The organism is Speluncibacter jeojiensis (assembly GCF_029589495.1).
Classification (GTDB): domain Bacteria; phylum Actinomycetota; class Actinomycetes; order Mycobacteriales; family Mycobacteriaceae; genus Speluncibacter; species Speluncibacter jeojiensis.
The window spans coordinates 294,096-313,195 of the sequence record NZ_JAAIVF010000002.1 but is presented as its reverse complement, the minus strand read 5'-3'; the positions used below and the strand labels follow the sequence as shown (position 1 = coordinate 313,195).

The following is a 19,100-nucleotide window of genomic DNA, read 5'->3' as shown; positions in this document are numbered from 1 at the left end:
CTAGCGCTCCTCGCGGAAGTCGACATGACGTCGGACGATCGGGTCGTACTTGCGCAGCACCAGCCGGTCCGGATCGTTGCGGCGGTTCTTGCGGGTCACGTAGGTGTAGCCGGTTCCGGCGGTGGACTTCAGCTTGACGATCGGGCGGATCTCGTTGCGGGCCATCAGATTCGCTCTCCTCGGGAGATCAGGCGGGCCGCCACGGCGTCGATGCCGTCGCGGTCGATGACCTTGATGCCCTTGGTGGACACGGTCAACGTCACCCGACGGCGCAGGCTGGGCACGAAGTAGGTCTTGCGCTGGATGTTGGGGTTCCAGCGGCGGCTGGTGCGCCGGTGCGAGTGCGACACCGACTTTCCGAATCCGGGACGCGTCCCGGTGACTTGGCAGTGGGCGGACACCCGAGCTCCTTAATGACATTCATTTTCGACAAGGACGGTTCCGGACTGTACGCTCGGTCGGGTCTTATTGAAAATCGTTGTCGAAAGGATGCTGGTGGATTCGAGAACACCGCTGATCGTGGTTGCGGGCGGCGCGGGCGGGGTCGCCGCGATAGGCAATACGCTGCGAGGGCCGGAAACGGTACTGGTCCGCCACGATCTCGCGCTGCTGGGCGAGGGTGTGATCACCCGGACGGTGACCAGGGGCGACGACCAGTGGCTGGAGGCGCTCGAACTGGCGCACGGCTGCGTGTCGTGCACCCTGCGCAAGGATGTGCTGCCGCTGCTGCGCCGGCTCTCCGCGCGCGACGGCGTGTCGCGGATCGTGCTGCTCCTGGATCCGGCGTTCGAGCCGGAGGCGGTGTGCCGGGCGATCGACGAGATCTCGGTGACGGGGATCGTCGGCCGTGTCGACGCGCCCGCCGGCCGGGATGTCCGGGTCGAGGCGGTGATCACCGCGATCGACGCCGCGTCGTGGCTTGCCGACGCGGGCGGCGACGAGACGGTCGCGGAGCGGCTCGTCATCGCCGACGACGAGAGAACCGTGGCGCAGGTGACGATCGGGCAGGCCGAACACGCCGATGCGATGGTGGTGTTCGGCAGCACCGATCCGCTCGAGACCGCCCGGCTGGCAGCGGTTCTGGCGAGGCTGTCGCCCACCGCGGCGATCCAGTGGACCGGTGATGTAGGCCCCGACGTCGAGTCGTTGCTCGAGTCGGTCTCGGGGGCGGGCCGCCGGCGCCAGTTCGACCCGCACGCCTCGTTGCTGCGCGGGTGCCCGCCGCTGGAGGCGGATGCCGGTGTGGTCGTGGTCGAGTTCGACGCCGAACGGCCCTTCCATCCGCAACGGCTGCACGAGGCCATCGACACGCTGCTCGACGGCGTCATCACCGCCCGCGGACGCATCTGGCTAGCCACCGAGCCAGACCACGTGCTCTGGCTCGAATCGGCGGGCGAGGGCCTGGGAATCGGGCTGTCCGACAAGTGGATCGCCGCGATGACCGAGCATGAGCGCGCCGACGTCGATCCCGACCGTCTGGCCTTTGCGTCGCTGCGGTGGGATCCCGACTTCGGCGACCGGCACTGCGCGATGGTGGTCCTCGTCCATGCCGCGGACCCCGACGAGATCAGCCGCGCACTGCGGTGGGCACTGGTCACCGACGAGGAGTGGGCCGCGCCCGAATCGTGGCAGTCGTGGTCGGACCCGTTCGGCAACTGGCACACCGACCCCTGCGAGAACCCCGCAACACCCCATGCCCCGCAGCGGGGAGAAGGAGAACAACACGCATGACGACCGCAATCCGACGCCGCCCGAACGGAGCCTGACGATGGCAGTTCCCAAGCGCCGCAAGTCCCGCGCCCGCACCCGGCACCGCCGAGCTCAGTGGAAAGCCGAGGTACCCCAGTTGGTGCGCGTCGTCGTCGACGGAGAGGTGCACCACGTGCCGCCGTATCTGGTCCCCGCCGTGCGACGCGGGCTGGTCCAGGTGGGCCGTCGATGACCGCCGCCGACCTGCTGCCGGTGACGGTGCTGTCCGGGTTCCTCGGCGCCGGCAAGACGACCCTGCTCAACCACATCCTGGCCAATCGGGATGGGCTGCGGGTGGCCGTGATCGTCAACGACATGAGCGAGGTCAACATCGATGCGGCGCTGGTGGCGGGCCAGGGCCACCTCGACCGCACCGAGGAGCGGCTGGTCGAACTGACCAACGGTTGCATCTGCTGCACGCTGCGTGAGGATCTGATCGAATCGGTCGCAAAGCTCGCCGCTGCAGGACGATTCGACCTGCTCGTCATCGAATCGACCGGCATCTCCGAGCCGATGCCGGTGGCGGCGACCTTCGACTGGGAGTTCGACGACGGGTTCAGCCTGAGCCAGGTTGCGCGGCTCGACACAACGGTCACCGTCGTCGACGCCTCGACGTTCCTGCGGGAACTCGTCGCCGGGCAGTCCCTCGCCGAGCGGCGACTCGAGGCCGGCGCCGGCGACCACCGCACGATCTCCGATCTGATCGTCGACCAGGTCGAGTTCGCCGACGTGATTCTGGTGAGCAAGACCGATCTGGTCAGTTCCTCGGCCGCCGGTGCGGTCGAAACGACACTGCGACGGCTCAATCCGAGCGCCCGACTGCTGCGCGTCGCCCAGGGTGCGGTCGACCTGGGGGAGGTGCTCGACACCGGCCGCTACGATCCGCTCACCGCCTCGTCCAGCCCAGGCTGGGACCAGGAGCTCGCCGGTGGCCACACCCCCGAGACCGAGGAGTACGGCATCGCGAGTTTCACCTACCGCGCCGACCGGCCCTTCCATCCCGATCGGCTCGAAGACGCCCTGGACTCGCTTCGGAGCTTGTTGCGCAGCAAGGGCTTCTGCTGGATCGCGAGCCGTCCTGAGCAGCCGGTCATCTGGTCACAGGCCGGCCCGACCCTCACCTTCGAACCCGCCCCGCCACTGCCGGACGGCGTCACGCCGGGCCAGGAGGTTGTGTTCATCGGCGTCAGGCTCGACGCCGACGCACTGCGGTCCGAGCTCGATGCCGCGCTGGTCACCGACGACGAGTACGCCGCCGGCCCGGAGCTCTGGCGCACCTGGCCTCACCCCTTCCCCGAGGGCAACGCCGCGCACGACCACCTCTGAGCAGGGGACGGGGACGTCAGGGACGGGGATCGGGGTCCGGCGGGGTGAACTTGGCGAGGTCGTGGATTCCGAGTTGTGTTTCGATGCCGCCGATCTCGCCGAGGAACGCCGACAACGGGTCGCTGCCGTAACGTCGGCGCTCGTCGTCGGCGACCGCGCGGGAGATCGCGGCGAACTCGCCCGGTGAGGTGACGCGGCGCAGTGCGGGGAAGATCTCGGTGTCCTCGCGGGCCTCGTGCGGCTCGTACATGTCGATGAACCGGGTCAACGTGGTCGCGAGCGCAGTACGCGCCTGGGCGGTGGCGAAGCCCGGCGCCGCGGGCATGCCGTTCATCTTCATCAGCGTCGAGGCGTCGATGATCTGGATCGTCAGCTTTCGTCCTCGATCATGCTGGGTCAGAAGCGTTTCCACTGTGCTGGTGAGCGTGTGCGCACGCAGCAGGCGCGGGAACACGTAGCCCTCCTCGACGCCCTCGTGGAAGCCCTCGATGTAGTCGTGCACCACCTGGGCGGAGTGGAACAGCGGCGCCGGGTCGAGGTCCTCACCGCTGCCGAGTCGGCGCACGCATTCGCGGTAGACCAGCAGGATCCGCTTGAGCATCCCGTGGTCGGTCATCAGGTCCTCGGTGACCGGAATCTGTTCCGGCGCAGGTTCACTTGTCGTCGACCGGTCGATCGCCTCCGCGGTGCCGGCGCCGACGGCCAGGCCGGCGACCCCCATGCCGCCGAGCAGCAGCGCCCGCCGGCTGAACCCCTCGTTCACGGCTTGCCTCCCGTCATCGCCGACATGCCGGGACCGGCCATCGCGTCGCCCTGTGGTCCGGCGTCGCCGGTCGCGGTGTCGTGGCCGACCTGGCCCGGCGGCACGATGACCACGCCGTCCGTGCCGATGACGTACCACTCGTCGCCGTTGAGGTTCAGGCCCTGGCCGTTGAGCTGTCCGGGCTCGACATCGCCGGCATAGGCGTACAGCGGCCAGCCGTTGTAGGTCGCGACCCGGCCGCCGTCGGTGGGGTCGGGCAGTGACCCGAGCAGCGCCGGGTTGACGCCGTGACCCGACTGCGGCGCAACACTTCCGGTCAGCCGGACCGGCGGCCAGCTGCCCTGGCAGGCCCCGGTGCAGCTGACGATCTGCCGGTCGTCGGGCGGGAAGGTGTAGAGCGTGTAGCCGTTGGCGTCGACCAGGATCGGGCCCAGTCCCGGGACGGTGTGGGCGTCGACGGTGACCGGTCCGGCCTTCGGCGGCACCAACGGCATCGGTTGGCCGCCCGTCGCGGATGAGTTGCCCGCGCAACCGGCCACCGCGGTCGCCGCGGCCAGCGCGGCGAACGCCGCACCGGCGGTCCGGCGCCGGCGGGCGATGTTCACGACCACGACTCCTCCTCGCTGCGCGCCGCGGCGGGTTCGCCGCCCGCCGCCGTGAAGGCCGTCAGCGCGCGGATCAGCCCGACGCGTTGCTCGGGCGGCATCTGCGCAACCACCGCGCCGATCTGCACGCGCCTGCGTTCGGTGGCCTCACGGACGACGGCCAGGCCGCGGCGGGTGAGCGCGACCGTCAGTTCGCGCCGGGACCGCTCGCTGCGGGTGCGGTCGACCAGTCCCGCGGCGACCAACCGGTCGACCATGCGGGTGATCGTCGACGGACGCACGTCCAGACGCTGGGCCAGGGTGGCCAGGTTCGTGGGGCCGCGACTGTCCAGCAGCACGAGGGTGCGGAACTGCGCGATGGTCAACGCGTCGTCGACCTCGGTGATGGACCGCGCGGAGATCGACACCAGCAGTCGCGACGCGGTGAGCAGGGCGTCGGCGATCGCGTCGACGGTGTCCTCGGCCTGGGCTTCGGTGGCACTCACTGCGGATCCTTCCGGGCGTGCTGGATAATCAACGCCACGGCAACTATTGCATACTGCCAAGGCGAGGTTCGTCGGCTGCCCGGCCGGCGACGCGGCACCTGGAGGTCAGCGTGAACATGACGGGCATACCGGCTCCGACCTGGTCGTCGGTGCCGACCTCGTGGACGGCGACCCCGATTCCGGGGGTGCTGATGGCCCTCGCGACCATCGGCTATGCGGTGCTGGTGGTGCGGCTGCGGCGGTCGGGCGGGCACTGGTCGATCTGGCGCACGCTGTGCTGGGTCGCCGCGATGGTCGTGCTGGTGCTCGCGCTCAACAGCGCGCTGGCGCGGTATTCGATGGTGCTGTTCTGGGTTCATATGATCGTGCACCTGCTGATGATCATGGTCGCTCCGGCGTTCCTCGTTGCGGCACAGCCGATCCGGCTGCTACGCGACGGCGGCGGCGCGCGCATGCGGTCGGCCGTCGACCGCGTGGTCGGCAGCAAGGTGTGGCGCTACCTGACGTCGCCGGCGCTGACTGTCCCGCTGTACACGGCGGTGATCGTGACGACCCACCTGACCGGGTTCCAGCAGGCGATGCTGCAGAACATGTGGCTGCACGACCTCGAGTTGGTGCTGTACCTGGTCAGCGGCTACCTGCTGTTCCTGCCGCTGATCGGCGACGAGTTGATCGGACGCACGCTCGCGTACCCGCTGCGGATCGGCGTGCTGGGCCTGACCATGGGGCCGGACACACTCGTCGGCGTCACGCTGATGATGACCGACAAGGTACTGGCCCCGGCGTTCGCGGAGGGCCGGATGATGGGCTGGGGGCCGTCGCCGCTGTCCGATCAGAGCGCGGCGGGCGCGATCATGTGGTTTGCGGGCGACGGCCTGATGATGGTGCTGATGGTGGTCGTCGGCTTCCAGATGATCCGCTCCGGAAACGGTATGCACAGCCTCGGACCGTGGCTCGACGGCATCCGGCGGCAGGCGACGCTGGGGGACACGGCAGTCGGGGATGCGGCGGGCGGTGACGCCGACATGGATATCGACGACGAGCAGTCCGCGCTCGACGCCTACAACGCGAGACTGGCCGCCATGCACGGACTCCCACCGAAGCCGAGGGACGCCGAGCGGGACTGAGAATCGTCGCGAGCCAAACCCTGGGCGACCGGCGTTTCGGTGGGCACACTTTCGAGCGACCGACACACGACGTGTGTCCCGCATCGAGGGGAAGACCATGACTGCCGACCGCCCACCCGTTCGCCGACGCCCCGGCCTCCGCCGCGCACTCGCTCTCGGATCGGCCGCGCTCGCCGCGACGCTCACGCTCGGCGCCTGCGGCTCGTCCGGGGGCGGCGCGAACGAGGTGGCGCTGGTCGGTTATTCGGTGCCACAGCAGGGATTCGCCGACGTCATCAAGGCGTTCGGCGGCACCGATGCGGGCCGCGGCGTCGACTTCACCACGTCCTACGGCGCCTCCGGCGACCAGTCCCGCAAGGTCACGCAGGGCCTGGAGGCGGACGTGGTGTCGTTCTCCGTCGAGCCCGACGTGACCCGGCTGGTCAAGGCCGGTCTGGTCGATCCCGCGTGGAACAAGGATGCGCACCAGGGCATCCCGTTCGGCTCGGTGGTGTCGCTGGTGGTCCGCAAGGGCAACCCGAAGAACATCCACGATTGGGACGATCTGCTCAAGCCGGGCGTCGAGGTGATCAGTCCGAACCCGCTCAGCTCCGGATCGGCGAAGTGGAACCTGCTGGCGCCGTATGCCGCCAAGAGCGACGGCGGAGCGGACCCGCAGGCGGGGCTGGACTTCGTGCGCAAGCTGGTCACCGAGCACATCAAGACCCGGCCGACGTCCGGTCGGGACGCGACCGACCTGTTCCTGCAGGGCTCCGGCGACGTGCTGATCAGCTACGAGAACGAGGCGCTGTTCACGGTCCGGGCGGGCAAGGACGTCGACTACGTCGACCCGCCGGTCAACTTCAAGATCGAGAATCCCGTTGCGGTGCTGAAGAAGTCGGCGGTCCTGGCGCAGGCGAGATCGTTCGTCGACTACCTCTACACGCCGGACGCCCAGCGGTTGTGGGCGCAGAACGGGTTCCGGCCCGTCGACCCGGCGGTCGCGGGGGAGTTCACCGACGTCTTCCCGGCGGCGCAGAAGCTCTGGACTGTCGCCGACCTGGGCGGGTGGCAGCGCGTCGACGCCGAACTGTTCGACAAGGCCAACGGCACGATCAGCCGCATCTACTCCGGCGCGACGGGGTAGCGGGTGCGGTGCGGTCGCGTCGGCCGCCCGCGATCGCCCGCGATCGCCCGCGATCGCCCGAATCCGCACTTCGCACAGCGCGCGTGCATCTCACATGACCCCGTTGGTGCGTGAGGTGCACGCGCAATGTGTGAGGTCGGGACGATGGGCGTGCGCGCGAGCCCGAGCGCGCCGGAAGCGCAGCGCCACCGCCGCCATGTCGTCGAGTTCGCGCCAGATCCAGCGCACGACCTCGAAACCCGCGTCGCGCAGGGCGTCCTCGCGCTGCTTCTCCAGGAACACCGCGTCGCCGGGGTCCTGGCCGGGCTTGAGGTACTTGCCGTACTTGACCTTGCCGTCGAACTCGCCGATGACGCCGTGCGTGGGGTCGAAGAAGTCCGTGCGCCCCAGGTAGATGCCATCCGGCGAGAGGAAATTCTGCTGCAGTTCCAGGTCGGTGATGCCGCTGAGGTGCAGTCGGACCCGGCTGCGCGACTCGCCGACACCCTCGCTGCGGTCGTCCAGGAACTCGATTGCACGCGCGGCCCGCACGTTGCCGGGTCGGCGCGGTCGCGCCCGCAGTGCCTGCCGGGCTTCGTCCTTCGTCAGTTTCGTGCGATGCAGTGCGCTGTCCCCTACGACCACCGCCTGTTCGAACGACAGCGTGCGGGACAGGTCGGCGAGGGTGCGGGCCGGCGTCGTCACCCGCAGGCCGCCGACCTCGCAGATCTCGTCGGCATCGATAGGCGCGGAGTGCACGTGGACCAGCGGGTTCGTCCGCGCTCCATGGGTGCGGTCGCGGGTCAGGTGCACGCGGCGTAAGTCTGTGGCCCACAGATCGAATCCGTGCAGTATCGCAGCTGAGGCGTGGCTGATGACGGTGCGGTCGCAGACGCATTCGGCGGTGGCCTGGATCAGATGGCGGTGTCGTGCGCTGCGGTCCTCGGCCGAGTCCTCGCCCAGCAGGTAGACACCCCTGCGAAGCCGGGTCCAGGCTCCCGTGGTGCAGAGGCGGCGGATCTCCTCGTCGGTGTGCCCACGGCGCAGTGCCTCGGCGCGGTGGATGACGCGGTCGGTCGACATGATGCGAGTGTGCAGGGGCGGACCGGTTCGGCCGGTGGCGTAACGGCACTCTGTGGAGAAGCGAAGAGGGTGTGGACAGATGCGGCGGCAGGCCTGTCCGACCCCACGCTGTGCCGCGACTTCGCATGCCGCGGGTGCGCTTCGCACGATGCCGGGGCTGTGCGAGGTGCACGCGGGCTGTGCGAGGTCGGGAGACGGACGGCGCGGGCCGCGGGAAGTGGGGACAGCGCCGCAGCGGCAGCTTCAGGCATCACCCGCGGCGTCGGCGAAGCGCGCGGACCAGTCGCGCAGCAGGGCGACGAACTCGGGTGGCCCCTCGACGCGGAAGGGCGCGCCGACGGTGCCGAGCGCCAGGGCTGCCCAGTCGAACGAGTCGGCGTCGATGCGCACGCGGCACCGCCGCTCGCCGTCGTCGACGGTCGCCCAACGGCCGAGCTTCGCGCGCACCTGCTCGGCGGGTGCCTCCACCCAGGCCGTCACCAGGTGCGCGCGGGGCATCGTCGCGAACCGCGAACGGACGAACGCGGCGGCATCGGCGGCGGGCAGGCGGCGCGGGGCGAACCGGGCACCGGTCGGTGAGGGTGCAGTCAGCCTGTCCAGACGGAAAGTGCGCCAATCGTTTCGAATCAGGTCGTAGCCGACCAGATACCAGCGCCGGCCCAGCGAGACCAGGCGCAGCGGCTCGACCTTCCGGCGCAGCGCGGTCCCGTCCGCTGCGGTGTAGTCGAACTCGACCCGCTCGGTGTCGCGGCAGGCCTGGGCGACGGTGGTCAGCACGCCGGGATCGACGGTCGGGCCGGGTCCGCTCCACGTGGATTCGGTCGACGACCGCAGCGCGTCGACCCGTCGCCGCAGGCGTTTCGGCATCACCGCAACGACTTTCGCGAGCGCGCGCACCGACGACTCGGCGGTGCCGGCGACCGGACTCTGCGCGGCGGTGAGCAGTCCGACGGCCAGCGCGACCGCCTCGTCGTCGTCGAGCACCAGCGGCGGCAGCGCGGCGCCGGGCGCCAACTGGTATCCGCCGTCGACGCCGGGCTGGGCCTGCACCGGGTAGCCGAGCTCGCGCAGCCGGTCGACGTCGCGGCGCAGCGTGCGCACCGACACCTCGAGGCGCTCGGCCAGCTCCGCTCCCGGCCAGTACCGGTGGGTCTGTAGCAGCGACAGCAGCCGGAGCGTGCGCGAGCTCGTGTTCGCCATGATTTCGAGTTTGCCGCACATTGAGGACAGAAACTGACACCATTGCCTTCTAGCGTGGTTCTCGACAGTGATTCCCGGTCCGAGAAGGAGCCCAGCATGACCACGACGACGATCGACGAGCGCACCGACCTCCTCGCGAGCATCGCCGGCAGCCGCCGGTTCCTGCGGTACACCGCCCAAGGCCTCACCGACGAGCAGGCGACCACGCGCAGCACCACCAGCGAACTGACCATCGGCGGACTGATCAAGCACGTCACCGCGGTCGAACGGAGCTGGGCGCGGTTCATCGTGGAGGGGCCCTCGGCGATGCCGTTCGACGAGGAATCCATGAATCAGCACATGGCCGACTTCCACATGGGCGACGGCGAGACGCTGGCCGACCTGCTCGACGACTACGCGGCGGCGGCCCGCGAGACCGAGGAGCTGGTGCACGGGCTCCCGAGCCTCGATGTGGTGCAACCGCTTCCCGAGGCGCCGTGGTTCGAGAAGGGCGTCGAATGGTCCGCGCGGAAGGTGTTGCTGCACATTCTGGCCGAGACCGCGCAGCACGCCGGGCACGCCGACATCATCCGCGAGGCCATCGACGGCCAGAAGACGATGGGGTGAACCGCCCCGAGTGGGCAGCGCCGACGGCCGACTCACGTTAGGTTCGGGCGATGGCGACCTGGGACGACGTGCGACGCATCGCGCTGGCGCTGCCGGAGGCGCAGGAGGGCACCGCGTGGGGGAACACCGCCTGGCGGGTCCGCAAGGCGATGTTCGTATGGGAGCGGCCGCTGCACCGGCCCGACCTCGAGGCGCTGGGCGACGCCGCGCCGGACGGACCGATCCTCGGGGTGCGGGTGCCCGATGTCGGGGCGAAAGAGGCGCTGATCGCCGACTCGCCGCGGGTGTACTTCACGGTCCCGCACTTCGACGGCTATCCGGCGGTGCTGGTGCTGCTGGACGAGATCGAGGTCGACGAGCTCGAGGAGGTCATCGTCGAGGCGTGGCTGTGCCGGGCGCCGAAGCGGCTGGCCCGGGAGTACCTCGCGGCGCATTGAGCTAGTGCCCGTTCGGCAAAGGGCAGTACGGGGTGAGCCTATGGCAGAGATGGCAGTGGCCCACGACGGACAGAACCGTCGTGGGCCACGCGGGGAACCCGGGCGTCAGCCCTGGGTGGCGGTGAAGTTCGGGCCGGTGGTGGCGCCGGCCGAGGCCGAGGAGATCATCTTCACGAGCTGATCCAGCGGCGACGAGTCGGTCGTGGTGGTCGTGGTGGTGTCAACGAGGTGCAACACGGGCTTCCCCAAATCGTGTCGAGTGCGATATCCGGACGGCGAGTGCCGCGCGGGCGCGCCCCGTTCGAGCGCACGGTCGTGTATAGCAGCGCACCGACTTGTTGCAACAGGCAAAGGCCTGTCAATTGTGAGGATACGGAATCGATTTCGTCAGTCCGCACAATGTGGGGGCCGGGTGCCGGTGGGTAGAGAGTCCGGATACGACGACGGCCCGCGACGGAGATTCCGTCGCGGGCCGCGCTGGCCTGTCGTGGCTGCTAGGCCGACGCGCTCGAACCGGCGGTCGAACCGGAGGTGAGCATCCCGAGCAGGATCGCAAGGTCGGCCTGCGCGGCCTGGGCGTCGTTGGTGGGGAGGGCGGCGGCGAAGAGTTGGAACACGTGAGTCCCTTTCTGGGGGTGAGGAGTGCATACCTCGCTGTGATGGCTGCGAGGATGTCCGTGCGGTCGTTAGATATCTAACAGACGCCTCGGTCCGTGCGCCAGTCCACAGTGTCAGGTGTCCGCTGATCGGCCGACATGTCCGGTATCTCGAAACCGACCCGAGGGATCAGATTAGACGGGACGGACTGTCGGCGCTGGTGCCGGCCTGTAGGAACGACTATGGCTCGCGACGGACGTGCCGTCGCGAGCCATAAGAGATCGCTTGCTCAGCCCTTGGTGGTGCTGCTGCCGTTCTGGCTCGAGCCAGCGGCGAGCGCAGCCAGCAGTGCGGGCCAGGTGGCGTACGGGTCGGTGGCGTCAACGAGGTGCAGCACAGGAATCCCCTTTTCACTCAGTGTGCAAGTGCCGCGCGGCGAATGCCGCGACGGCGCGTCCAACGGACACACGTTGTATATCAGGTCTGCCCGACGGACCGTTAGCCCTCCCCGTGTACTGTCCTTTGCTCGACTGACAGGAAATCGGGGCAAAACGGACCGATGGCCCGTGCCGACCATCTGGTCGGCACGGGCCATCGGACTCACTACCTTCGGCGTCAGCGCTTGCCCGGGGGCTTCGCCCCACCGCGCATGCCCAACCCCTTCGGCTTGACACTCAGCGCCGGCTTGTCGTCGGCCTGCGGTGTCGCGGTCGTCGGGGCTTCCGGAGCCTCGGCCGCCGGCGTCTCGGCTGCAGGAGCCTCCGGTGCCGGCTCCGACTTCGGCGCGGCCGGAGCCGAGCGCCGGGCGCCCGGCGCCTTGGCGCCGCCGGCCATGCCGAGGCCCTTGGCCTTGACGCTCAATCCGGCGGGCTTGGCCGGAGCTTCGGCAGCGGGTGCCTCGGTTGCCGGAGTTGCCTCCGGGGCGGGCTCAGCAGCCGGAGCCGCGGTCTTCGGCGCACCGGGCTTCTTCGCGCCGGGTGCCTTGGCGCCGCCGGCCATGCCCAGGCCCTTGGCCTTGACGCTCAGGCCCGCGGGCTTGGCCGGGGTCTCGGCTGCCGGCGCTTCCGTCGCGGGAGCCTCGGCGGGGGCCTGCGCTGCGGGTGCCGCCTTCTTGGCGCCGGGTGCCTTGGCGCCGCCCGCAAGCCCGAGACCCTTGGCGCCGGGTGCCTTGGCGCCGCCGGCCATACCGAGGCCCTTACCGGGCGCCTTCGCGCCGCCGGGTGCCTTGGCGGCCCCGGCCATGCCCAGGCCCTTGACGGCGGGCTTGGGGGCCGCCGCCTTCGGTGCCTCCTCGGCGGGCGTCGCGGCGGGCGCAGTCTCGACGACCGCGGTCGCCGCTGCGGCGGCGGGCTCGGCGGCCGGTTTGGCGGGCTGCTTCTTGAGTTCCTTGGTCGGAACAGCGCCGCCGCGGCGCACTCCGTCGAGGATCAGCTGGGCGACGTCGACGACCTCGACACCCTCGCCCTGACCGGATTCCTGGCGTGCGGTCACACCGTCGGTGAGCATGACGCGGCAGAACGGGCAACCGGTGGCGATCTTCTGCGTCGTGGCGCCCGAGCCGAGCGTGTCGAGGGCCTCGTCGACCCGCTCGATGTTGATGCGCTTGCCGATGTTCTCTTCCATCCACATGCGTGCGCCACCGGCACCACAGCACAGGGAGCGTTCGCCGTGCCGGGGCATCTCGGTCAGCGTCGCCGCCGAGGCGCCGATCAGCTCACGCGGTGCGTCGTAGACCTGGTTGTGCCGGCCCAGGAAGCACGGGTCGTGGTAGGTGATCTGTTCGCTGCCCTCGACCGGGGCGACGGGGATCAGCCGCTTGTCGCGCACCAGCTTGTTGAGCAGCTGGGTGTGGTGCACGACCTCGTAGTGGCCGCCGACCTGCGGATACTCGTTCGACAGGGCGTTGAAGCAGTGCGCACAGGTCACCACGATCTTGCGGCGTTCCTGCGGGACACCGTCGAACAGATCGTTGAACGTCTCGATGTTCTGCATCGCGAGCTGCTGGAACAGGAACTCGTTGCCCGCGCGGCGGGCCGAGTCGCCGGTGCAGGTCTCGCCCTCGCCGAGCACGAGGTAGTCCACCGCGGCCACGTTGAGCAGTTCGGCGACCGCCTTGGTGGTCTTCTTGGCGCGGTCCTCGTAGGCGCCGGCGCAGCCGACCCAGAACAGGTACTCGTAGCCGTCGAACGAGTCGGCGTCACGGCCGTAGACGGGGACCTCGAACTCGACCTCGTTGACCCAGTTGATGCGGTCCTTGGAGTTCTGGCCCCACGGGTTGCCCTTGTTCTCGAGGTTCTTGAACAGTCCGGCGAGCTCGGACGGGAACTCCGACTCGATGAGCACCTGGTAGCGGCGCATGTCGATGATGTGGTCAACGTGTTCGATGTCGACGGGGCACTGCTCGACGCATGCGCCGCAGGAGGTGCAGCTCCACAGGGTCTCGTAGTCGATGACCGGGGCCAGCTCGCCGCCGTCGACCATCTCGGTGGACTCGCCGACCATCTTGCGACCGGCCTCGGCGCGGGCGGCGGCGGGGATCTTCGCCAGAGCGGCTTCGTCGGGTTTGCCGTCGGCGCCGACCAATCCGACCTCGTCGCCGGCCATGTCGGTCTTGCCCCCGGCGAGCAGGTAGGGGGCCTTGGCGAAGCCGTGGTCGCGCAGCGACATGATCAGCAGCTTCGGCGACAGTGGCTTGCCGGTGTTCCAGGCGGGGCACTGGGACTGGCAGCGGCCGCACTCGGTGCAGGTGGTGAAGTCCAGCCAGCCCTTCCAGGAGAAGTCCTCGATCTTGCCGGCGCCGAACGCGTCGACGTCGGGGTCGGCGTCCTCCATCTCCAGTACCTTGCCGCCGGACATCATCGGCTTGGCGGCACCCAGCGCACGCTTGGAGCCCAGCTCACGCTTGAAGTAGATGTTGAAGAACGCGGACAGACGGTGCCACGCGACACCCCAGGTGACCTTGCGGCCCACCATGAACAGCCAGATCATGCCGGAGAGCAGCTTGATCAGCGCGAAGATCGAGACCATCAGCAGGCTCGCCGGCAGTGCCTTGGCGACGAAGTGGGTGCCGAACGAGGTCCAGATCGGCGGCTCCTCGACGCCCGAGGAGATCTTGCCGGCCTTGACCATGATCATGCCGAGGCCCTCGATCAGCACGACCCACTCGACGAAGTAGGCGGCGCTGAAGACGGATCCGCTGAACCGCGACATCCGGCCCGGGACCCGCGGGTGGTTCAGCTGCCGGATCACCATCAGCACGAGGATGCCGATGACGGTGCCCCAGCCGAGCAGTTCGGCGATGAACAGCCAGACATGGGTGGCGCCGAACAGCGGCCAGTGGAAGTGCGGGTCGAACGTCTCGCCGTAGGCCTCGAACCACAGCAGTGAGCCGAGGATGAAGCCGATCATGACCAGCCAGTGCGCCCAGCCGACCGTGCGGAACTTGACCATCTTGGTGTGGCCGAGGAACTCGACGATCATCTGGCTCAGCCGCGGGACGAACGGCCCGTTGCGGGTTCCGTCGCGTTGGCCGAGGCGGATCGACGCGATGATCCGCCAGACCCCGCTGAAGAACACGGCCCAACACACCAAGCTGATGAGTACGCCGATCGTGCCCAACGTGATCGTTGTGGCATTCATGTCGGTCCCCTTCCTGGGGGCTGCTGTCGGGTCGCGAGCGGTCGCGACGGTCGTACCATGTTACTCGCTGGTAACAAGCGATTGGTTACTGACGGGTAACTTCCTCGTCTGTCCAGGTTGGGGCTCATCTTGCCACTTGTATGGCGACATGCGGGTCCCCACCCTCCGGCACACCTTATTGGCCGCCCTACGCGAATGCAGGCATAGGCAAACCTAAGTCGACTCGGGACCTGTCCTTCGTTCGTCGGACAAGGGCGGTGAGCGCCGTTGCCGCACCCGGGGCTGCACTTCGTCCGATATTCCCAGCGCATCCGCGTTGATCGCGTTCATCGGCTGCCGACGGGCGGGCCGCGCTTATACCGGCAGGCTTCTCACAGAGTTCACCGGGACGTAACCCACGTCAGATGGCTGCGTTATCATCTTCACCGCGACAACCGGTGGTCGGAGTCACAGTCGGGTAGCCGGGGGGGCGCATGCACTGTTCGATCGACACACTCGCTCAGGAACGGGACGTACTACCGATGAAGCTGAAGAAGTTCGCCGCGACTGCGGTCCTGACCATCGCCTCGCTCGGGGTCGCCGCCGGTACCGCGAATGCCGCGCCGGTCCACACCGATGCCCCGGGCCACACTCCGCCTGCGACGCAGGTGCTGCCGGGCATCTACTACACCGCGAACATCGAGAACGGCTCGGTGGTGCTGCGCACCAGCTCCGGCTCGCTGGCAGTCAAGGACGGGCAGCTGCAGATCCTCGATGCGCAGAAGCGTGTCACCGAATCCGTGCCGCTGTCGATTCGCAAGGGTGACCTGGCGTACCCCATCTCCGCGAAGGTTGACGGTCTCAAGGCGACGTTGACGCCGAACCTCAACAAGGCGGCGGCAACGCCGATCAAGCCGGTGGCACTGCCGCTTCACCAGGTCGACGCGCAGCTGACTCAGCAGCAGCAACAGCAGCAGAAGCAGAACAGTGCGCTGTCCACGCTGACGACTCAGATCGGCGCGGCGAGCGCGGTCGGCGGGTTGCTCGGCACCATCGTCGGCGGTCTGATCGGCCTTGCCCTCGGACCGGCCGGCATGGTCACGCTCGCCGGCATCGGCGGCGTCGCGGGCACCATCATCGTCGGTGGCCCCGCCCTCATCGCGAGCGCGGTTCAGTACTTCCAGACGATGGGCTAGTCCCACACGTTCTCGGCTGTGGCCCGTCTTCCGACAGGGAGGCGGGCCACAGCCGTGTCTGGAGTCAGACGGGCCGGTACCGATCGACAGCTGTGTCCCGCAAGCGGTTTCATGTGATGTGAGCCACCCGGCCCGGCGGCTCGGTTAGCGCGGCGTCACTCGTACATTGCCGTCACATTAACAATTCCGCGCACGCCGTTTCGAAGTCATTAAGACGTGCGCTGGGGCGGTTTCGGCCCCGATCTTGCGGTTAATGTTCCTTCTCGCCGGCCCGGTTCCACCGGGCTTTGCGCAGTTCAGAACCCATGGCGGCCCTCGACGCGAGTCGGCGTGCCGGGGCGTGGGTCTGCAGACACGAGAATCGGGAGACCGCCCATGAAGTTCAGCAAGATCGCCGCGACCTCCGCACTGGTCATCGCCGCCATGAGCATCACCTACGGCACCGCGAATGCGGCGCCGGCAGCGCAGGCGCCGGACAACAGCACCGTCAGCACCCAGGTGTTGCCGGGCATCCACTACAAGGCCAGCGTCGTGGACCACTCGGTGGTGCTGACCACCGACGCCGGCTCGCTCACCACCCGCGGCAACCAGTTCCAGGTACTGGACGCCTCGGGCAAGCTGGTCGCCGGAGTCCCACTGACCTACAACATGGACGGTAAGAGCTGGCCGATCGCCGCCAAGATCCAGGGCAACACCGCGACCCTGACCCCCGGCGGACCTGTCCGGGCGGCCGGGCTGCCCCTGCACCAGGTGGACGCCACCGCCAACCCGAACTTCAACCAGGCGCTGAGCAACCTGAACAGCGAACTGACGCTCGGTGTGGCCACGGGCACCCTGATCGGCACCATCGTCGGGGCCGGCGGCGGATGCCTGCTCGGTGGGGCGATTCCCGCGTTCACCATCGTCGCACTGCCGGCCGCAGTCGGAACCTGCATCGGCGGCGCCGTCATCGGTGCTCCCATCGGCGCACTCGCCGGCACCATCCTCATCGGTGGTCCGGTCGCTGTCGCCTCGGGCATCCAGTTCATGAACGACATCAACACCCCGCCGGCCCCGGTGAAGGCAGGCGCCTGAGCCGGTACGGCGCCCGATCCACGACGGCGCGGCGGCCCGACCCCCCGATGATGTGGGGCCGGGCCGCTTTCGTGCGCGCGGAAACCGGCCCTGACGTGGGCTGGGTCACGTTGCAGGTCTAAGATCGCCGAGGGGATTGCCGCAGGTAACGCGTGGGTTGGGGTAGGCGACACTCCCTGTAGTTCGGATGTGTCTCCTACGAGAAAGACTGGCCAGGAATGCGAATCTGGAAGACTTCTGCCGCCGCGGTCGCCGTCGGCGGCATGCTCGTGCTCGGGGCGGGCACCGCAGTCGCGGCCCCCGTTGCCGCCCAGCCGGTCCCGGCCGCCGCACACGTGCATCTGGCCGCCGCGCCGGCGCCGGCGAACCAGCAGGATTCCGAGGCCAAGCAGGAACGCGACAAGTTGGCGCAGGAATACCTGTCCAACCAGATCAGCGCCGCCGTGACCGTCGGCAGCTTGGTCGGAACGATCGTCGGCGCGCCGGTGGGGTGCGTCGTCGGTGCCGCGATGGGCGCGGGTGTGGGGTGTGTCCCCGGCTTCATCACCGGCGGCCTCCTCGGCGGAGTGGCCGGCGCGGCCATTGCCGGTGGCCCGACGTTCATCGGCGCGACCATGAACTACATGAACACGATCAATTCTCCGATGCCCGCGTCCGCCCCGGCGCCCGCGTCGCCGAAGGCCTGATCGCAGCAGAGCAAAACGGGCGCCCCGGCCGTCGGAATCCGACCGGCCGGGGCGCCCGTTCTGCTGCGAGTGGTGCGCTACTGCGCGGTGCGGATCCGCAGACCGGACCCGACCGAGCCCTGCGGGGCCTTGGCGCCGACCTCGTTCACGATGCTCTGCACCGACATTCCGAAGCCGACGGTGCCGCCGTCCGCGGCCAACGAGAGGTTGGCGGTGCGGCAGTCTGGCGCGCTGTCGCTGTTGGACCCGCTGGTGATGCCCATGGCCAGGGTGCCGGAGACGATCGCGCCGCCGCTGTCGCCGCTGAGAGTGCAGGCGCTGTCGGCGAATCCGTGCACGGTCCGGCTCGAGCCGTCCGAGGCGTACAGCTTGGTCGACACGTTGGCGGCCAGCACGACCCCGCAGGTGTAGCCGGATGTCTGCCCGGACTTGCACACCGGTGCGCCGACGACCGGGGCCGCGGTGCCGGTGATCGTGATGGTGGTCCCGCGGGCGCCTCGGACGACGGGCTGATCCAGTCCCTTTGTGGCAGCGGAAGAGTCGAGCTTGATCACCGAGTAGTCGAGGCCGTCGGCCTTGTTGCCCAGGCCTGAACGCGCGAAGCTGCCGACCTGGGTGCTCGCGTAGATGTCCGACACGTTCGGCAGGTAGACCCGCGCCGCGCCAGAGGTGCCGGCCGCAGACGGGTTCGGGTCGCAGTGGCCCGCGCTGATCGCCAGCGGGTTGCCCGCGGCGTCGGTGGCACTGAAACCGAAGGAGCACACGGTGATCTGGTTCGCCGAGATCGATCGGTTCAGCGGCTTCGCCGTCGTCACATAGGTGTCGCCGCCGATCGGTGCGGACTCGATGCGCCCGGGACCGCCCGGGGCCAGGTCGACCTTCAGCTTCGCGGCCAGGTCCGGCAGGCTGATCGCCCGGCCGAGGTCGCTGTTGATGACGGTGAGCACGATCTGGTTGTTCAGCATGTCGACCGCGGCGGACTTGATCTGCCGCGAGATGCTGTCCGGCAGCGCCGCGACCCACTGGTTCAGCTGTCCGAGCGACTCGTTGAGCGTGTCGGCGGAGAACTGCGCCCGCTTGGGCTGGAACCCGGCGGCGACGACCTTCCGCGCGGCCGCGTCGGTGGTGACCGCGACGATCGGGGTGCCGTTGGTGTCGAGCCAGGCGCCCGCGTAGGCGTGCGGATCGGACTTGTGTAACTGGTCGGCGTACCGGCCGAGCTTCTGCGCCAACGCCGCTCGGTCGAGATACTGCGGGACCGACATGTGCAGATCTCGTTCGACCGCGGTGCTCAGCGCCGCCGGCAACGACGGCTGTGCCGGCGTCGGGGCCGCCTGCGCCGTGCCTGACAGTGGGATCAGGGCCGTGATCACGGCGGCACCGATGATCGCTGCGCGCCGCGCAGGCGAGATACGCATGTCGTCCCTTCGGTAGGTGCTGTCG

21 protein-coding genes are annotated in these 19,100 nt (G+C 69.1%); 10 read left to right on the top strand and 11 right to left on the bottom strand.

From position 1 onward, the window contains the following. Together rpmG and rpmB are read right to left on the bottom strand one after the other, a co-directional pair. A complete protein-coding gene (rpmG, locus tag G4X40_RS08675; RefSeq protein WP_277831745.1) occupies positions 1–165 on the bottom strand; it encodes a 50S ribosomal protein L33 in 165 nt (54 codons plus the stop codon). Further along, positions 165–401, bottom strand: a complete 237-nt coding sequence (gene rpmB, locus G4X40_RS08670) for a 50S ribosomal protein L28 (RefSeq protein ID WP_277831742.1) — start codon at positions 399–401, stop codon at positions 165–167. Before rpmB ends, rpmG begins: the two co-directional genes overlap by 1 nt. A gap of 94 nt (positions 402–495) precedes the next feature. On the opposite strand from rpmB, the gene mrf reads away from it, so the two are divergent. Genes mrf through G4X40_RS08655 form a run of 3 tightly spaced genes read left to right on the top strand, consistent with a single transcriptional unit; the run spans position 496 to position 3,075 of the window. Further along, positions 496–1,731, top strand: a complete 1,236-nt coding sequence (mrf, locus tag G4X40_RS08665; RefSeq protein WP_408642155.1) for a ribosome hibernation factor-recruiting GTPase MRF — start codon at positions 496–498, stop codon at positions 1,729–1,731. A 37-nt stretch (positions 1,732–1,768) separates the two neighbouring features. Continuing rightward, the gene (rpmF, locus tag G4X40_RS08660) at positions 1,769–1,942 is read left to right on the top strand and encodes a 50S ribosomal protein L32 (protein ID WP_277831738.1); all 174 of its coding nucleotides are present in this window, start codon (positions 1,769–1,771) and stop codon (positions 1,940–1,942) included. Next, positions 1,939–3,075 (top strand): GTP-binding protein, encoded by a 1,137-nt coding sequence (locus G4X40_RS08655; RefSeq protein ID WP_277831736.1) that lies wholly within the window; start codon positions 1,939–1,941, stop codon positions 3,073–3,075. The genes rpmF and G4X40_RS08655 overlap by 4 nt, the downstream gene beginning before the upstream one ends. A gap of 16 nt (positions 3,076–3,091) precedes the next feature. On the opposite strand, the gene G4X40_RS08650 is transcribed toward G4X40_RS08655, so the two are convergent. From G4X40_RS08650 to G4X40_RS08640, 3 genes are read right to left on the bottom strand one after another with little or no spacing between them, the layout of a single operon-like run. After that, on the bottom strand, positions 3,092–3,838 hold the full coding sequence (locus tag G4X40_RS08650; protein ID WP_277831734.1) for a hemerythrin domain-containing protein: 747 nt from the start codon (positions 3,836–3,838) through the stop codon (positions 3,092–3,094). Continuing rightward, positions 3,835–4,449: a COG4315 family predicted lipoprotein gene (locus G4X40_RS08645; protein ID WP_277831732.1), complete on the bottom strand. Its 615-nt coding sequence runs from the start codon at positions 4,447–4,449 to the stop codon at positions 3,835–3,837. Before G4X40_RS08645 ends, G4X40_RS08650 begins: the two co-directional genes overlap by 4 nt. After that, positions 4,440–4,928, bottom strand: coding sequence for a MarR family winged helix-turn-helix transcriptional regulator (locus tag G4X40_RS08640; RefSeq protein ID WP_277831731.1), 489 nt, complete (start codon positions 4,926–4,928; stop codon positions 4,440–4,442). Before G4X40_RS08640 ends, G4X40_RS08645 begins: the two co-directional genes overlap by 10 nt. 116 nt (positions 4,929–5,044) lie before the next feature. Here G4X40_RS08640 and G4X40_RS08635 point away from each other — a divergent pair, with 116 nt between their 5' ends. Together G4X40_RS08635 and G4X40_RS08630 are read left to right on the top strand one after the other, a co-directional pair. Further along, positions 5,045–6,055 (top strand): cytochrome c oxidase assembly protein, encoded by a 1,011-nt coding sequence (locus tag G4X40_RS08635; RefSeq protein ID WP_277831729.1) that lies wholly within the window; start codon positions 5,045–5,047, stop codon positions 6,053–6,055. Between the two features lie 97 nt (positions 6,056–6,152). Further along, positions 6,153–7,181, top strand: a complete 1,029-nt coding sequence (locus tag G4X40_RS08630; protein ID WP_277831727.1) for a sulfate ABC transporter substrate-binding protein — start codon at positions 6,153–6,155, stop codon at positions 7,179–7,181. Between the two features lie 90 nt (positions 7,182–7,271). Here the strand turns inward: G4X40_RS08630 and G4X40_RS08625 are convergent, their stop codons facing one another. Then, positions 7,272–8,243 (bottom strand): hypothetical protein, encoded by a 972-nt coding sequence (locus G4X40_RS08625; protein ID WP_277831724.1) that lies wholly within the window; start codon positions 8,241–8,243, stop codon positions 7,272–7,274. A gap of 243 nt (positions 8,244–8,486) precedes the next feature. Then, positions 8,487–9,443: a helix-turn-helix transcriptional regulator gene (locus G4X40_RS08620; protein ID WP_277831722.1), complete on the bottom strand. Its 957-nt coding sequence runs from the start codon at positions 9,441–9,443 to the stop codon at positions 8,487–8,489. A gap of 96 nt (positions 9,444–9,539) precedes the next feature. Between G4X40_RS08620 and G4X40_RS08615 the strand changes: the two genes are divergently transcribed. Continuing rightward, positions 9,540–10,049, top strand: a complete 510-nt coding sequence (locus tag G4X40_RS08615; protein WP_277831720.1) for a DinB family protein — start codon at positions 9,540–9,542, stop codon at positions 10,047–10,049. Positions 10,050–10,099: 50 nt separating this feature from the next. Next, a complete protein-coding gene (locus tag G4X40_RS08610) occupies positions 10,100–10,486 on the top strand; it encodes an MmcQ/YjbR family DNA-binding protein (RefSeq protein ID WP_277831718.1) in 387 nt (128 codons plus the stop codon). Positions 10,487–10,591: 105 nt separating this feature from the next. Here G4X40_RS08610 and G4X40_RS08605 read toward each other — a convergent pair whose 3' ends face one another. From G4X40_RS08605 to G4X40_RS08595, 3 genes are all read right to left on the bottom strand, one after another. Further along, positions 10,592–10,723, bottom strand: a complete 132-nt coding sequence (locus G4X40_RS08605) for a hypothetical protein (RefSeq protein WP_277831716.1) — start codon at positions 10,721–10,723, stop codon at positions 10,592–10,594. Positions 10,724–10,980: 257 nt separating this feature from the next. Next, positions 10,981–11,103: a hypothetical protein gene (locus G4X40_RS08600; protein WP_277831714.1), complete on the bottom strand. Its 123-nt coding sequence runs from the start codon at positions 11,101–11,103 to the stop codon at positions 10,981–10,983. A gap of 595 nt (positions 11,104–11,698) precedes the next feature. Further along, positions 11,699–14,722, bottom strand: a complete 3,024-nt coding sequence (locus G4X40_RS08595; RefSeq protein ID WP_277831712.1) for a (Fe-S)-binding protein — start codon at positions 14,720–14,722, stop codon at positions 11,699–11,701. A 521-nt stretch (positions 14,723–15,243) separates the two neighbouring features. On the opposite strand from G4X40_RS08595, the gene G4X40_RS08590 reads away from it, so the two are divergent. The 3 genes from G4X40_RS08590 (at position 15,244) to G4X40_RS08580 (ending at position 17,657) form a co-directional block, all read left to right on the top strand. Continuing rightward, complete coding sequence (locus G4X40_RS08590; RefSeq protein WP_277831710.1) at positions 15,244–15,897, top strand: hypothetical protein; 654 nt, start codon at positions 15,244–15,246, stop codon at positions 15,895–15,897. A gap of 375 nt (positions 15,898–16,272) precedes the next feature. Next, positions 16,273–16,971, top strand: coding sequence for a hypothetical protein (locus G4X40_RS08585; protein WP_277831708.1), 699 nt, complete (start codon positions 16,273–16,275; stop codon positions 16,969–16,971). A gap of 218 nt (positions 16,972–17,189) precedes the next feature. Then, complete coding sequence (locus G4X40_RS08580; protein ID WP_277831707.1) at positions 17,190–17,657, top strand: hypothetical protein; 468 nt, start codon at positions 17,190–17,192, stop codon at positions 17,655–17,657. Between the two features lie 77 nt (positions 17,658–17,734). Here the strand turns inward: G4X40_RS08580 and G4X40_RS08575 are convergent, their stop codons facing one another. Next, a complete protein-coding gene (locus tag G4X40_RS08575) occupies positions 17,735–19,075 on the bottom strand; it encodes a S1 family peptidase (protein WP_277831705.1) in 1,341 nt (446 codons plus the stop codon). Between the last annotated feature and the right edge of the window lie 25 nt (positions 19,076–19,100).